Source organism: Pseudomonas segetis (assembly GCF_900188155.1).
In the GTDB taxonomy this organism is placed as follows: domain Bacteria; phylum Pseudomonadota; class Gammaproteobacteria; order Pseudomonadales; family Pseudomonadaceae; genus Aquipseudomonas; species Aquipseudomonas segetis.
The window spans coordinates 155,048-170,269 of record NZ_FZOG01000007.1 but is presented as its reverse complement, the minus strand read 5'-3'; the positions used below and the strand labels follow the sequence as shown (position 1 = coordinate 170,269).

Sequence of the window (15,222 nt, the reverse complement as noted above, 5' to 3'; positions counted from 1 at the left end):
AAAAGCCCACGTTTGCCTTCATCTTGTGTTTCAAGCCTACCGTATTGGATTGATCGAATGACTGACACCCGCAACGGCGAGGACAACGGCAAGCTGCTTTATTGCTCCTTCTGCGGCAAAAGCCAGCATGAAGTACGTAAATTGATTGCTGGTCCTTCCGTCTTTATCTGCGACGAGTGCGTCGACCTGTGCAACGACATCATCCGCGAGGAGGTGCAAGAAGCCCAGGCCGAAAGTACTGCGCACAAATTACCTGCGCCCAAAGAAATTAGCGCAATCCTTGACCAGTACGTAATTGGTCAGGAGCGTGCGAAAAAGGTTCTGGCGGTAGCGGTGTACAACCACTACAAGCGCCTTAACCAGCGCGACAAGAAAAGTGACGATGTTGAACTGGGCAAAAGCAATATTTTGCTGATCGGTCCAACCGGCTCGGGTAAGACCCTGCTGGCTGAAACCCTGGCGCGCTTGCTCAATGTCCCGTTCACCATTGCCGACGCGACCACCCTGACCGAAGCTGGTTATGTGGGTGAAGACGTCGAGAACATCATCCAGAAGCTGTTGCAGAAGTGCGACTACGATGTGGAAAAGGCCCAGATGGGCATTGTCTACATCGACGAAATCGACAAGATTTCACGCAAGTCTGACAACCCGTCGATTACTCGCGATGTATCGGGTGAGGGCGTTCAGCAGGCGTTGCTGAAGCTGATTGAGGGCACCGTTGCTTCGGTTCCACCCCAGGGTGGTCGCAAGCATCCGCAGCAAGAGTTCCTGCAGGTTGATACCCGCAGCATTCTGTTTATCTGTGGTGGCGCTTTCTCTGGCTTGGAAAAAGTGATCCAGGGTCGCTCCGAGAAGGGCGGTATTGGTTTCAATGCGCAGGTTCGCAGTAAGGACCTGGGTAAGAAGATCGGCGAATCGCTGCGCAATGTCGAACCTGATGATTTGGTCAAGTTTGGTTTGATTCCCGAGTTCGTTGGCCGCTTGCCGGTTATTGCAACTCTGGACGAGCTGGATGAAGCTGCATTGATGCAGATTCTGACCGAGCCAAAAAATGCCCTGACCAAGCAGTACGCCAAGTTGTTCGAGTTGGAAGGGGTTGACCTGGAGTTCCGTCCAGACGCCCTGAAATCGGTCGCGCAAAAGGCGCTGGAACGTAAAACCGGTGCACGTGGTTTGCGCTCCATCCTCGAGGGCATCCTGCTTGACACCATGTATGAGATTCCATCTCAGACGGATGTCAGCAAGGTCGTCATCGACGAAAGCGTGATTGATGGCACATCGCAGCCACTGTTGATCTACGAAAACAGTGAGCCGCCAGCCAAGGCTGCGCCAGACGCATAATTCGTCTGTTACATCCTGAATGCAAAAGGGCCTGCGGGCCCTTTTTGTTTTTTAGTCATGGCGCTTGTTTTTTCTTGGGGGTAGCCCCATCTTAGGGTCAAGGGTCATTCCCATCGTTTACGGCCGTATGGTCGCTGTAGAGCCGAAATCATGAAGACAACCATCGAATTGCCTCTCCTGCCGCTGCGCGATGTCGTGGTCTATCCGCACATGGTCATCCCGTTGTTCGTAGGGCGTGAAAAATCCATAGAAGCACTCGAAGCCGCGATGTCGGGCGAAAAGCAGATCCTGCTGGTCGCACAAAAGAATCCGGCTGACGATGATCCAAATGAAGAAGGCCTCTACCGAGTTGGCACCGTCGCCACGGTGTTGCAGCTGCTCAAACTGCCCGACGGTACCGTCAAGGTGCTGGTTGAGGGTGAGCAGCGGGGTGAAATCGAGCAGTTTATCGAGGCCGATGGCTACTTCCGCTCGGAAGTCCAGCTGCTTGACGAAGCTGAGGTCGCCGAGCGTGAGTCAGAGGTCTTCACCCGTAGCCTGTTGAGCCAGTTCGAGCAGTATGTGCAGCTGGGCAAGAAGGTCCCGGCTGAAGTGCTGTCATCGCTCAACAGTATCGATGAGCCAAGTCGCCTGGTCGATACCATGGCCGCGCACATGGCGCTGAAGATCGAGCAAAAGCAGGAAATCCTCGAAATTACCGATCTGTCTGCGCGTGTCGAGCACGTGCTGGCCCTGCTCGACGCCGAGGTTGACCTGCTTCAGGTTGAAAAGCGTATCCGCGGGCGGGTCAAGAAGCAGATGGAGCGCAGCCAGCGCGAGTACTATTTGAATGAGCAGATGAAGGCCATTCAAAAAGAACTGGGCGATATCGACGAGGGCCACAATGAGATCGATGAGCTGAAAAAGCGCATCGAAACATCGGGTATGAGCAAGGATGCCCATGCCAAGGCCACCAGTGAGTTGAATAAGCTCAAGCAGATGTCGCCTATGTCGGCTGAAGCCACTGTGGTGCGCTCCTACATCGAATGGCTGACTAACGTGCCGTGGAAGGCGCAGAGCAAGGTTCGCCTTGACCTGGCGCGCGCCGAGACCATTCTCGACGCCGATCACTATGGCCTGGAAGAAGTCAAAGACCGTATCCTCGAGTACCTCGCCGTGCAAAAGCGGGTGAAGAAGCTCAAGGGGCCGGTGTTATGCCTGGTGGGGCCTCCTGGCGTAGGTAAAACCTCGCTGGCGGAGTCGATCGCTACCGCAACCAATCGTAAATTTGTCCGCATGGCGCTGGGTGGCGTGCGTGATGAGGCGGAAATTCGCGGTCATCGCCGCACTTATATCGGTTCCATGCCCGGTAGATTGATACAAAAGATGACCAAGGTTGCGGTGCGCAATCCGCTCTTCCTGCTCGATGAAATCGACAAGATGGGCCAGGACATGCGCGGCGATCCGGCTTCGGCATTGCTGGAAGTGCTCGATCCCGAGCAAAACCACAACTTCAACGATCATTACCTGGAGGTCGACTACGACCTTTCGGATGTGATGTTCCTTTGTACCGCCAACTCGATGAATATTCCGGGGCCGTTGCTCGACCGCATGGAAGTGATTCGTCTGCCTGGCTACACCGAAGACGAAAAAATCAACATCGCCATCAAGTACCTGGCGCCAAAACAGACTCAGGCCAACGGCGTGAAGAAGGGCGAGCTGGAGTTTGAGGTCGACGCGATTCGCGACATCGTCCGTTATTACACCCGTGAAGCCGGTGTGCGCAGCCTTGAACGGCAGATTGCCAAGGTTTGCCGTAAAGCGGTTAAGGATCACGCCAAGGAAAAGCGTTTCAAGGTCCTGGTGACCGCCGAAAACCTCGAAGATTTCCTCGGCGTGCGCAAGCATCGCTACGGTTTGGCCGAGCAACAGGACCAGATTGGTCAAGTTACCGGGCTTGCCTGGACTCAGGTTGGTGGAGAATTGCTGACCATTGAAGCCGCCGTTGTACCCGGCAAGGGCCAGTTGATTAAAACCGGCTCATTGGGTGACGTGATGCTCGAATCCATCACTGCCGCGCAGACGGTAGTGCGCAGTCGGGCGAAAAGTTTGGGCGTGCCTCTGGACTTCTATGAGAAGCGCGACATCCATATCCACATGCCGGAAGGGGCTACGCCCAAAGACGGCCCCAGCGCGGGCGTGGGGATGTGTACGGCGCTGGTTTCTGCGTTGACTGAGATCCCGGTGCGCGCAGACGTTGCAATGACCGGTGAAATCACCTTGCGCGGTCAGGTTTTGGCCATCGGCGGCCTCAAGGAAAAACTGCTTGCAGCTCACCGTGGCGGCATCAAAACCGTGATTATTCCGGAAGAAAATGTGCGTGATTTGAAAGAGATTCCGGAGAACATCAAACAAGACCTGCAGATTAAACCCGTGAAATGGATTGACGAGGTCCTGCAAATTGCGCTGCAATACGCCCCGGAGCCCTTAGCTGATGCGGCTCCAGAGTTAGTTGCAAAGGACGAAACTCGCGAGTCTGATTCCAAGGAGCGAATCAGCACGCATTAGCCGGAAGGGTTCCTTGACACCATTTTAGAGCCCTTGTTATAAAGCGGCTCTAATTGGGGCTAACGAGCCCTCCAGCACTCGCTTCACGTACACTAAAAAACGAAGAAATATTCTCAACAGAAATTAAGGGGACTTAGAGTGAACAAGTCGGAACTGATCGATGCTATCGCAGCATCTGCTGATATCCCAAAAGCTGTTGCTGGCCGCGCGCTAGATGCAGTAATTGAATCTGTAACTGGTGCTCTGAAGGCTGGTGATTCTGTTGTATTGGTAGGCTTTGGTACTTTCGCAGTTAAAGAGCGCGCAGCTCGCACTGGCCGCAACCCACAGACTGGCAACCCAATCAGCATCGCGGCAGCCAAGATCCCAGGTTTCAAAGCTGGTAAAGCACTGAAAGACGCTGTTAACTAAGCGCCTTTCGGGCATTGCCCATCAGATCGGCTTGATCGCTGATCTGACAGCGGAGCGGTAGTTCAGTCGGTTAGAATACCGGCCTGTCACGCCGGGGGTCGCGGGTTCGAGTCCCGTCCGCTCCGCCAGTTACGAGAAGGCGCATCCTCGGATGCGCCTTTCTTCTATCCGGAACTTACCCACACTGCGCGGCTGATTTCTTTATACAGTCGTTCTGGGGGATGCATGCTTCAGAATATTAGGGACAATTCACAAGGTTGGATTGCCAAGACTATTATCGGCATTATCGTTGCGCTGCTCGCTTTGACGGGTATCGATGCGATCTTTACCGGCACCAGTAATAGTCAGAACGCCGCCGAGGTTAATGGCGAAAAAATCACACAAAACGAGCTTGGCCAGGCTGTAGAAATGCAGCGTCGCCAACTGGTTCAGCAGTTGGGCCGGAATTTTGATCCCGCACTGCTTGATGAAAAACTATTGCGTGATGCTTCGCTCAAAGGCCTGATTGAACGTAGCCTGTTGCTGCAAGGCGCGACTGAAGCCAAGTTCGGGTTTTCCGAAGCTGCGCTGGACCAGGTCATCCTGATGACGCCTGAGTTCAGTGTTGACGGCAAGTTCGACGCTAACCGCTTTGACCAGGTGATTCGTCAGTTGGGCTACACCCGTATGCAGTTCCGGCAGATGCTCAAGCAGGAAATGCTTATCGGCCAACTGCGTGCAGGTTTGGCTGCCAGCAGCTTTGTAACCGACGAAGAAGTGCAGGCATTTGCCGCACTGGAAAAGCAGACCCGTGATTTTGCAACGCAGACAATCAAGGCTGATCCAGCTGCAGTGACGGTCAGCGATGATGACGTCAAAGCTTATTACGACGCGCAAAGCAGCCAGTTCATGAGCCCTGAGCAAGTTGTAGTCCAGTATGTCGAGCTGAAGAAGGACGCGTTCTTCGATCAGGTCGAGGTTGCTGACAAGGACTTGCAGGCTGCCTACAAAACCGAAATCGCCAATCTCACTGAGCAGCGTGACGCCGCGCATATCCTGATTGAAGTCAATGACAAGGTCAGCGATGCCCAAGCCAAGGCCAAGATCGAGGAAATCCAGAAGCGTCTGCAAAACGGTGAAGATTTCGCGGCATTGGCTAAAGAGCTGTCGCAAGACCCGGGTTCTGCCAATAACGGCGGCGATCTAGGCTACGCCGGCCCTGGCGTTTACGATCCTGAATTTGAAAAGGCATTGTATGCGCTGGACAAGGATCAAGTGTCCGCGCCGGTGCGCAGTAGCTTCGGTTGGCACCTGATCAAGTTGCTGGGCGTGCAGGCGCCGCAAGTACCTAGCTTCGATAGCCTGAAAGAAAAACTGGTCAACGACCTCAAGGAACAAAAGGTCGAAAAACGTTTTGTCGAGGCGTCCAAGCAACTTGAAGACTCTGCATTCGAAGCCTCTGATCTGACCCAGCCTGCTCAAGAGCTTGGTTTGAAAATCGAAACCAGCAAGCCATTCGGGCGCGAAGGCGGCGAAGGCATTACAGCCAACCGCAAGGTGGTTGAAGCGGCCTACAGCAGTGATGTGCTCGAAGGTGGTAGCAATAGCGCGGTGATCGAACTTGATCCAAGCACTGCGGTAGTGGTTCACGTCAAGCAACACCTCAAGCCTGAGCAGTTGAAGCTTGAAGAGGTCGCTGACAGCATCCGTGAGCACCTGACGACCGTGCGCGCCAGTGAGGCTGCAAAAGCCGCTGGTGAGAAGCAGATTGCCCAGCTTGCTGCGGGTGACGCCTCGAGCAGTAATGCCCAATGGGTTGTCACTGAAGCGGCGGCGCGCGCCCAGGAAGGTGTCGATCCAGCCGTGCTGCAGGCGCTGTTCCGCATGCCCAAGCCAGCTGATGATGGAAAGCCAACCTATACAGGCGTGAGCTTGGCCAATGGTGATTTCGTGGTGATTCGTCTCGACGGTGTGAGCAAGCAGGAACAAGCCCTGACTGACGAAGAGAAAACCACTTATCGTCGCGTGCTGGCGTCGCGTATCGGCCAGCAAGACTTTGCGGCTTACCGCAAACAGCTTGAAGCCAAGGCGGACATTGAGCGTTACTAATTTGTCCGCATGATAAAAAAGGCCGCTAAGCGGCCTTTTTTATTGTCTTGTCCTGTCCTGAATAAGGTTTACACCTTGTCTTGCCGGCATACGGCGCTAATCGAAACGGTATATATCCATGCCCAGGGCGCCCAGGGTGAAGCCTGTGTGAGCAACGCTGAATGCCGTGCCTGCGCCGTAGGCAAAAAATAGCGGGAGCAGGTGTTCATCCGTGGGGTGGTTGCGCGCTGCATGGGGCGCCTGCTGTCGATAATCGAGCAGGGCGCTTTGCGCGTTATCGGTCAGGGCTTGTACAACCCAATCACGAAACGCCTGGGCCCAGGGCTGTGCAGCATCGTGGGTTGCCTGCCAGTCGAGTTCGCGCAGATTGTGGGTGATGCTGCCCGAGCCAATCAGCAAATAACCTTCGCCGCGCAGCCGGGCTAATGCCTGGCCGATTCTGTACTGCATCGCGGGGCCCTGGCTCGCCAGCGATACCTGGACCACCGGGATGGTGGCATCTGCATACATGAGTGAAAGTGGCACCCAGGTGCCGTGGTCAAACGGGCGGTCGGCATCGAGGGTGGCGGGCAGGCCTTGGTCATTCAATAATCGAGCAACCCGGCTGGCGAGCTCAGGATCACCGGGAGCGGGATAATTGACTTGATAGAGCTCGGGCGGGAAGCCTCTGAAGTCATGCCAGGTGCTGGGTTGCGCTGCACTGCTGACCTGTAATGACTGGGTTTCCCAGTGTGCTGACATCAGGATTATGCCTTTGGGCCTGTCCAGGCTTGCAGCAAGAGCGCGCAGTGCAGGGCCGCTAGCGCCAGGCTCAAGTGCGAGCATGGGCGAGCCGTGGGAAATATAGAGGCTGGGGAGCATGGCTTATCCTGATAAATACGAGGCTGATGCCGAATGGAACAGTGCTTGTAGGAACATTATTTGATCTGGCGTGCGAGGTATCAAATGCTAAAAACCGGAGCAATTAATCGATAAACTTGATGTTATCCTGCCTCGACCCTAAGCCTTTGGCTGCAATGGCATTTAGCGCGGTTATGGGTGAAGATACTGTTCAACGGAATGACTAGATGAGGCATGCAATGCAGGCGGATTTTTGGCAGGCTCGCTGGGAAAACAATGAAATTGGTTTTCACGCGAAACAAATCAACGGCTATTTGCAGGACAACTGGTCTGCGCTCGGTTTACAGGCGGGAGATCAGGTATTCGTGCCTCTGTGCGGCAAAAGCCTGGATTTGACCTGGTTGGCTGCCCAGGGTTTGCGGGTCACCGGTGTCGAGTTGTCGCACATTGCCGTGGAAGCTTTTTTCGCAGAGCAGCAACTTGAGCCCAGCATCACCCAGGAGGGCGCGTTCAAGGTCTATCGCGCCGGCTCGATAGAGATCTACTGCGGCGATTTCTTTGAGTTCGATGCGAACCTGGTTGAAAACTGCAAGGGCTTTTATGACCGTGCGGCACTCATCGCCTTGCCGACGGAGATGCGGGCGCGTTATGTGCAGCATATGCGCTCGATCCTGCCAATTGGCTGCCAGGGGATTCTGGTCACCCTGATTTATGATCAGGCAAAGATGGATGGCCCGCCATTCTCGGTGGCTGATGAGGAGGTCGAGCGCTTATTCAGCAGCGGCTGGCAATGTCAGCACCTGCGTACCGAGGACGCATTCAATCGACGTTTTGCAGATCGTGGCCTTGAGACGCTTGAAGAGTCTGTGTACCGGCTGCGCCGCTGCTGAGTGCGAGCGCAGCTCAGGTCGCCTTGAGCGCGATTTTGTCAAAGATTTCCGGCGTAAGCGCAGCAAGTCCTTCGCGGTCGAGTACTTCGCGAGGGTGTTGCTCGCCGGGGAAACTGCTGTCGATCATGTTCAATAGCTGCAGGCCACGATCGGTGAGGACGAAGTTCTCGCCGTTACCGCCCTCGGCTTCGGGCCGTGGTGCAATAAAGTCAGCCTTGAGCAGCAGCGCCTCATAGTCGCATGCCTGAGCTTTGAGTTCGTCCTCATCAATAGGGCCAGCGCCTGCGCGTTGCTCTTCTTCTGCCAACTGCACCGCGTACTTGCGTGGATTGAAACGTTCGTTGGCCGAGCTTTGGACATGTTGCAGCAAGCGTTCAATGAGATCCCAGTTGTACTTCATGGTCGTACTCCTGCTTTTGGTTGTAGGGGCAAACGGCTACACAAAGTGCTGTGCCTTATTGGTGTCGACCGTGCTGCGCCGTTGATGTTCAGTTGCAAGGATCAGCGGCTGTTGCGGGTAAACCGCTAAACATCCCCCGAAGCAATAAAAAAAGGCGACCCTAAGGTCGCCTTTTTTGCGTTTGGCGGGTTAGCCGCGTTGACGCAGCGCCTCAATACGTACCTCAAGCGGTGGATGGCTCATCAGCAGGCCAGCCAGGCCGTTTTTCAGGCCGCCATTGATGCCGAAGGCGGCGAGGGTGCTTGGCATCTCGACCGGTACGCCTTGCTCGGAGCGCAGGCGTTGCAGGGCGGCAATCATGGCGTTGGTGCCGGCCAGCTTGGCTCCGGCTTCGTCCGCCCTGAACTCACGTTTGCGCGAGAACCACATGACGATGATGCTGGCGAGAATCCCCAGTACCAGCTCGGCAAAAATGGTTGCCACGAAATAACCGATGCCTGGGCCGTTTTCGTTCTTGAGGATTGCCTTGTCGACGAAGTTGCCGAAGATCCGTGCAAAGAACATCACAAAGGTGTTTACCACACCCTGGATCAAGGCCAGGGTCACCATGTCGCCATTGGCAACGTGACCAATCTCGTGGGCCAGCACGGCTTTGACTTCATCGGGCGAGAAGCGCTCAAGCAAGCCCTGGCTGACAGCAACCAATGCGTCGTTCTTGTTCCAGCCGGTGGCGAAAGCGTTGGACTCATAAGCCGGGAATATACCGACTTCAGGCATTTTGATGCCTGCCTCGCGTGACAGCTCCTCGACCGTTTGCAGTAGCCACTGTTCGTGACGGGTGCGCGGCTGGCTGATGATTTGTGTGCCCGTGCCCATCTTCGCCATCCACTTGGACAGAAATAGCGAAACAATCGAGCCGGCGAAACCGAATACCGCGCAGAAAGCCAGCAAACTACCGTAGTTTTGGCCGGTATAGCGGTCGACTCCCAGTATTTTCAAGGTGATGCTGGCAATCAGCAACACAGCCATGTTGGTGGCCAGAAATAAGAAAATGCGTTTCATGGTTTGAAACTACTCCTCGAGGGATAGGTATTCACGGTATGCAGGCTATATAAGGCCGCAGGCTCCAGGCTTCAACCGGGCGACTATTTCAAGCTGTTTCGTTATCAATGCCCAGATTGCCAATAAACAATAAGCGGGCGAGGCGGGCAAGTTGTTCGCTGTCCTGTTGGCTGATGGCCTGGCGCAGTTGGAATGCCAGGGTTGCATGGACCCGGCGAACGCTTGACGGAAGGTCTGGTTCATCGCTGACAACATGGGGAATGCTGCGCGAGAGGCGTAAAAAACCTTTCTCGGTGAGCACCGCCTGGTCGAGCGCGTCATAGGCAATGCTGGACTCAAAGCGAATATAACCTTCTTCAGCCAGCCAAAGCTGTGCGCCGAGGCAGCTTTGATGGCGCTTGCTTGGCAGGCCGAACTCATCGGGTTCCTCGCGGCCAATCAGGTCTTCGATGTACAGCCCGATTTTGCGTGGGAAGGCCTGGTAAAGCATAAGTAGGCCTGCCGCTGCGTCTTTATAGAAATCGTCGATTTGCAGGTCCATAAATCTTGGCGCACTCATTGTCTAAAGGTCAGCTTTGCGGCGTGGATCGAGTCGACGCTGCAAAGCCTGTTATTGGCTGTAACCCTTGAGGAAGCTGCCAATGCGGCCGATGGCTTGTTCCAGGTCATCCACTCGCGGCAGGGTCACGACCCTGAAGTGATCGGTCCACGGCCAGTTGAACGCGGTGCCTTGGACAATCAGGAGTTTCTCCGAGAGCAGCAGGTCGAGAACGAATTTTTCATCGTTATGGATCGGGCAGACCTTGGGGTCGATCCGGGGGAACGCATAGAGCGCCCCCATTGGTTTTACGCAGCTCACCCCTGGGATGTCATTGAGCAACTCCCAGGTACGGTTGCGCTGCTCGAGCAGCCGGCCATGGGGCAGCACCAGGTCGTTAATGCTCTGGTAGCCGCCAAGCGCGGTTTGAATGGCATGCTGGCTGGGTACGTTGGCGCACAGGCGCATGTTGGCCAGGATATCAATGCCTTCGATATAGCTTTGCGCGCGATGCTTGGGCCCTGAGATCGCCACCCAGCCAGAACGGAAGCCAGCGACGCGATAGGACTTGGACAGGCCGTTGAACGTCAGGCACAGCACGTCTGGCGCCAGCGAAGCCGTACAGATGTGTTGTGCGCCGTCGTAGAGGATCTTGTCGTATATTTCGTCGGAGAACAGCACCAGATTGTGCTGGCGGGCCAGTTCGACGATATCGAGTAGAACTTCCCTGGAGTAGACCGCGCCCGTCGGGTTGTTCGGGTTGATCAATACCAGAGCCTTGGTGTTCGGCGTGATTTTCGCGCGAATGTCGGCAACGTCAGGAAACCAGCCTGCTTGCTCGTCACACAGGTAGTGAACCGGCTTGCCGCCGGAGAGGGCGACAGATGCGGTCCAGAGTGGATAGTCCGGGGCCGGGATCAGCACCTCGTCACCATTGTTGAGCAAGGCTTGCATGGCCATGACGATCAGCTCGGAAACGCCATTGCCCAGGTAGATGTCTTCGATGCCTATGCCTTCGACGTTCATCTGCTGGTAATACTGCATCACCGCCTTGCGTGCACTGAACAAACCTTTTGAGTCGCTATAGCCCTGGGCTGTGGGCAGGTTGCGAATGACGTCCTGGAGGATCTCTTCAGGGGCTTCGAAGCCGAAGGGTGCCGGGTTGCCGATATTCAATTTGAGAATGCGCTGGCCTTCTTCTTCGAGGCGCTTGGCATGCTTTAGCACAGGACCACGAATGTCGTAGCAGACGTTGGCGAGCTTGTTCGATTTGCTGAACTGCATGTGAAGTGATCCCAAGTAAATAACTAATCCCACGGGCACCGTTGGCGTTAGGCGGCTGTTAGCCAGGCGCGCCGCACAACAGGGCTGGAATGATACGTTGCAGCTTGGGTTAGGCAAAGTGACTTGGCAGGCTTTTTTCGCCAAAGCGCTAACGGTGCGTGAGTGCCTGCTTGCGTCAGGCGGTTGCGTTCATCAAGCAGTATCATTCTGGCTTATTTAGATTGTGTGCAATTTAATTGCGAGCTATCTTTTGTCCTAAATTAGCAATCAGGAATCACAATCATGGCCAATTCATTGCTGGATATCCCGTGCACCACAATCAGTGGCGAGCAAAAGACCCTGGCCGATTTTGCCGGCAAGGCGGTTTTGGTGGTCAATACGGCCAGCAAGTGCGGATTTACCCCGCAATACAAGGGGCTTGAGGCGCTGTGGCAGACCTACAAAGACCAAGGCCTGGTTATCCTGGGGTTTCCCTGCAATCAATTCGGCAAGCAGGAGCCGGGTGATGAAAGTGATATCTCGCAGTTCTGCGAGCTTAATTTTGGTGTGAGCTTCCCGCTGTTCAAAAAGATCGATGTCAACGGCGGCGATGCCCATCCATTGTTTGTCGAACTCAAGCAGCGCGCGCCAGGTTTGCTCGGTAGCAAAGGCATCAAGTGGAATTTCACCAAGTTCTTGCTAAGCGCCGATGGCACTCAGGTTAAGCGTTTTGCACCCACGACCAAGCCCGAAGAGCTGACTAACGAGATTGAAGCATTGCTCAAATGAATCCTGAGTTGTCGCTACAGCTTGATGATCAGCTGTGTTTCAAGCTCTACGCCGCATCGCGGGCAGTGGTGCGTGCGTACAAGCCCATGCTCGACGAGCTTGGCCTGACGTACCCGCAATATCTTGTGATGCTGGTGATGTGGGAGTGGCATCAAGCTGCGCCCGAGCAAGCCACGGTCAAGGCGCTTGGAACCCGGCTGATGCTCGATTCGGGCACCTTGACTCCATTGCTCAAGCGTCTTGAGCAGCAGGGCTTGCTGATTCGCCAGCGTTCGACCAGTGATGAGCGGGCAGTCAATCTGCAGCTGAGCAATCAGGGTGTGCAATTGCGTGAGCGAGTCATACCGCTCAAGGCGCAGTTGATCTGTGAGTCTGGCGCCGACCTGAATGAGCTGGACGAGTTGCGTGCCCAGGTTGGCGGGCTGCTTGAACGCATCGCGCCTATGCTCGGTTATTGAGTGCGGTTTCGAGCACGCTGATCAGTTCTTCACGGGTGAATGGCTTGGCCAGGTAATCGCTCATGCCTGCGGCGGTGCAGCGCTGGCGTTCGTCACTGAGGGCGTTGGCGGTGAGAGCAATGATTGGCAGGCCGGCGTATTGACCGCTCTGGCGAATACGCCGACTGGCTTCATAGCCATCCATGATGGGCATGTTGCAGTCCATCAGAATTAGATCGACGGCGTGCTCGCTGAGTTGCTTGAGTGCATGTTCGCCGTCGTTGGCGATGATTACCTTGTAGCCCAGCTTGATAAGCATGCCTTTGGCCACCAACTGGTTGACCGGGTTGTCCTCAACCAGCAACACACAGGCTTTGTAATCAATCTCGGCGTGTCCTGCAGCTCTGTTTTTCAATTCCAGCGGGCGCGTGTGGAAGTGGCGTTCCAGCGCGTGATACAAGACTTTGCGTGGCATTGGGCGGGCCAATTGCTCAAGCGGAGCGAGTGACTTTGCCTGTTCCGGCGCGAGGAAGCTGCCATAGGCTGTAACCAGCAGGATTGGCGCCTGACAGTTCAGGCGCGTGCTGTACAGGCACTCAGGGCAGTCGCTGATGACAACATCGGCGGTGTACCCAAGCAGGCTGGCATCGGTGTCCAGGCGCTGGTACTCAAGTCCCCAGTGTGGCAGTTGGGTCTTGAGCATTTCGTGCAGGCCGGAGCTGACCGAGGTCAGGGCGATGATCTTGCCCCTTAGCGGTCCCCAGGCCGGGGCGGGAGCGCAGCCTGTGAGCGGCAGATAGGCAGTAAACTCTGAACCGAAGCCTACCTTTGATTGCAGGCTGAGCGTGCCCTGCATTATTTCGCACAAATGGCGGCTCAGTGCCAGGCCGAGCCCGGTGCCACCGTACTGGCGGGTGATGCCAGCATCGGCCTGGGTAAAAGGTTCGAAGATCCGTTCGTAGGCATCTTCAGTAATGCCGATACCCGTATCGCGCACGGAAAGCTCAATCCCGGCACCTGCTGGTCGAATACGCACATCAACTCGGCCGAATCGGGTGAATTTCAAGGCATTTGATATCAGGTTGCTGATGATCTGGCCGACTCGCGTCGGGTCGCCAAGCACCTCGGCGGGTAGCTCGGGATCGATCAGGCAGGTCAGTTCAACGCCGGGGCTGGCGTTTTGCGAGAGCAGGCTGGCGGTATCTTCGACCAGGGCGCAGAGATCGAAGGCAATGTGCTCAAGCTGCAACTGGCCCGACTCAAACTTGGACAGGTCGAGGATGTCATTGAGTAGATCGACCAGTACTTTTCCCGAGTGATGGGCGATGCTCAGTTGTTGCTGCTGTTCACTGTTGGACGGGTTGTCGAGTGCCAGCGAGAGCATGCCGAGCAAGCCATTCAAGGGCGTGCGTATTTCATGGCTCATATTGGCCAGGAAGGTGGCACGGCTCTGTGCCGTTTGCAGGGCTTGTTGCTGGGCGTGCTCCAGTTCGTGGTTTGACTTGAGCAGGCGGGCATTAGTCGCCTTTAGCTCTGCGGTGCGTTGCGCTACGGCACTTTCCAATTCGAGCAGGGATTGGTTGAGGCGTTGCTCGGCATTTTTACGTTGCTTGATTTCATCATCGATATTGAGCAACTGCTGGTTGGCAACGCCGACCAAGGTGCCGATCTCATCATGCTCGTGACCCCGCGGGCAGGGCAGCAAGGCCGCATTGGGCTTGTCCAGGGTGCGCGAGCTCAAGGCCCTGACCACTTCGATCAAGGGTTTGGTCAGCATGAAATAAAACATGACCAGCAAAATCAGCGAGAGCAACAAGGTGCGCGCAAAGCCGCTGGCGATGGTCAGCATCGAACGCCGCAGGAAATTGCTGCCAAAGGCGTAGGTGTCCACCTCAATACGCAGCGACCCAAGGTTTTCTTCCGGGGCACGGTCGATTAGCAGCACGCGTTCAAATTGGCGACGTGCGCCAAACAATGAGTCACTGATAAACCGGTATTGGCTATCGCTGGCCGGGCGCGATGCATGTGCCATCAGGTTGTGATCGGCGGAGATGATGCTGGCCTGGATCACGGCGGGTGAGCGTAGCAGGCCAACCACCAGCTCCTGGGCCAGTTCAGCATCGAGATTGTAGGCAATGCGCGCTGCCGGGTTGTAGCTGGTGTCGAGCAACGCCTGGATTTCACGGTCGATCGAGGCGTCTTCGCTGAGGTAGTCGAATCCCACCTGGATGCTGCAGAGCACCGTGCCGAGAAGAAATGCAACCAACACCGTCAGGCTGGCCTGCTTATACGAGAGACGGTGGGTTAGCGATATTTCCATGGGTACTGGCGGGCCTGTTGGTTTCAGCGGGCAAGCATAGCTGATGTTGATGTGGGGCTGGCGGGTTGATTTTATTTGCTGTCGATGTCGCGCCGCAGTGCTTTATATCCCAGCTTTAAGCTTTCGAAATGACCTGCCTGACGGGTAGACTGGCTAACCCGGTCGCATCAGTTGGGGCTTGTGCCGAAAACCGCCGATCAAGGCGGTATCGCAGGGGCGCGCAGTCGCTTGCAGGCTGCCCCTTCATTGATTGCGAAACAATAGCATCTATAGGACGGCGAAGAGGTTGGTCGCCA

Annotated in this window: 12 protein-coding genes, 1 tRNA gene and 1 pseudogene; 8 read left to right on the top strand and 6 right to left on the bottom strand. The window is 55.6% G+C overall.

Translation table 11 applies throughout. From position 1 onward, the window contains the following. Positions 1-57: 57 nt before the first annotated feature. The 5 genes and pseudogenes from clpX to CHB79_RS19495 all read left to right on the top strand — a co-directional run bounded on the left by clpX (position 58) and on the right by CHB79_RS19495 (position 6,387). Positions 58-1,341, top strand: coding sequence for an ATP-dependent Clp protease ATP-binding subunit ClpX (gene clpX / locus CHB79_RS19515; RefSeq protein WP_010490212.1), 1,284 nt, complete (start codon positions 58-60; stop codon positions 1,339-1,341). Positions 1,342-1,491: 150 nt separating this feature from the next. After that, positions 1,492-3,888 (top strand): endopeptidase La, encoded by a 2,397-nt coding sequence (lon, locus tag CHB79_RS19510; protein ID WP_010490209.1) that lies wholly within the window; start codon positions 1,492-1,494, stop codon positions 3,886-3,888. 114 nt (positions 3,889-4,002) lie between these two features. Then, positions 4,003-4,299: pseudogene (locus tag CHB79_RS19505) on the top strand (HU family DNA-binding protein); the annotation flags it as partial. Between the two features lie 51 nt (positions 4,300-4,350). Then, positions 4,351-4,427, top strand: a tRNA-Asp gene (locus CHB79_RS19500). 97 nt (positions 4,428-4,524) lie between these two features. Continuing rightward, entirely contained in the window at positions 4,525-6,387 is a 1,863-nt protein-coding gene (locus CHB79_RS19495; RefSeq protein WP_010490204.1) for a SurA N-terminal domain-containing protein, read from the top strand. A gap of 96 nt (positions 6,388-6,483) precedes the next feature. Here CHB79_RS19495 and CHB79_RS19490 read toward each other — a convergent pair whose 3' ends face one another. Continuing rightward, complete coding sequence (locus tag CHB79_RS19490) at positions 6,484-7,248, bottom strand: DODA-type extradiol aromatic ring-opening family dioxygenase (RefSeq protein WP_089361113.1); 765 nt, start codon at positions 7,246-7,248, stop codon at positions 6,484-6,486. Between the two features lie 218 nt (positions 7,249-7,466). On the opposite strand from CHB79_RS19490, the gene CHB79_RS19485 reads away from it, so the two are divergent. Beyond that, positions 7,467-8,117: a thiopurine S-methyltransferase gene (locus CHB79_RS19485; RefSeq protein WP_089361112.1), complete on the top strand. Its 651-nt coding sequence runs from the start codon at positions 7,467-7,469 to the stop codon at positions 8,115-8,117. A 13-nt stretch (positions 8,118-8,130) separates the two neighbouring features. Here CHB79_RS19485 and CHB79_RS19480 read toward each other — a convergent pair whose 3' ends face one another. The 4 genes from CHB79_RS19480 to CHB79_RS19465 form a co-directional block, all read right to left on the bottom strand. Then, a complete protein-coding gene (locus CHB79_RS19480) occupies positions 8,131-8,517 on the bottom strand; it encodes a hypothetical protein (protein ID WP_010490197.1) in 387 nt (128 codons plus the stop codon). Between the two features lie 189 nt (positions 8,518-8,706). Further along, positions 8,707-9,579: a protease HtpX gene (gene htpX / locus CHB79_RS19475; RefSeq protein WP_010490196.1), complete on the bottom strand. Its 873-nt coding sequence runs from the start codon at positions 9,577-9,579 to the stop codon at positions 8,707-8,709. An 88-nt stretch (positions 9,580-9,667) separates the two neighbouring features. Next, positions 9,668-10,120: a hypothetical protein gene (locus CHB79_RS19470; protein ID WP_010490194.1), complete on the bottom strand. Its 453-nt coding sequence runs from the start codon at positions 10,118-10,120 to the stop codon at positions 9,668-9,670. A 69-nt stretch (positions 10,121-10,189) separates the two neighbouring features. Then, a complete protein-coding gene (locus CHB79_RS19465; RefSeq protein ID WP_010490192.1) occupies positions 10,190-11,401 on the bottom strand; it encodes a pyridoxal phosphate-dependent aminotransferase in 1,212 nt (403 codons plus the stop codon). 282 nt (positions 11,402-11,683) lie between these two features. Between CHB79_RS19465 and CHB79_RS19460 the strand changes: the two genes are divergently transcribed. Together CHB79_RS19460 and CHB79_RS19455 are read left to right on the top strand one after the other, a co-directional pair. Further along, the gene (locus CHB79_RS19460; protein WP_010490191.1) at positions 11,684-12,169 is read left to right on the top strand and encodes a glutathione peroxidase; all 486 of its coding nucleotides are present in this window, start codon (positions 11,684-11,686) and stop codon (positions 12,167-12,169) included. Further along, the gene (locus CHB79_RS19455) at positions 12,166-12,627 is read left to right on the top strand and encodes a MarR family winged helix-turn-helix transcriptional regulator (protein ID WP_089361111.1); all 462 of its coding nucleotides are present in this window, start codon (positions 12,166-12,168) and stop codon (positions 12,625-12,627) included. The genes CHB79_RS19460 and CHB79_RS19455 overlap by 4 nt, the downstream gene beginning before the upstream one ends. Here CHB79_RS19455 and CHB79_RS19450 read toward each other — a convergent pair. Then, positions 12,611-14,926 carry a hybrid sensor histidine kinase/response regulator gene (locus CHB79_RS19450; RefSeq protein ID WP_089361110.1) on the bottom strand — a complete coding sequence of 772 codons (2,316 nt, stop codon included), beginning with the start codon at positions 14,924-14,926 and terminating at the stop codon, positions 12,611-12,613. The genes CHB79_RS19455 and CHB79_RS19450 overlap by 17 nt on opposite strands. Positions 14,927-15,222 lie beyond the last annotated feature (296 nt).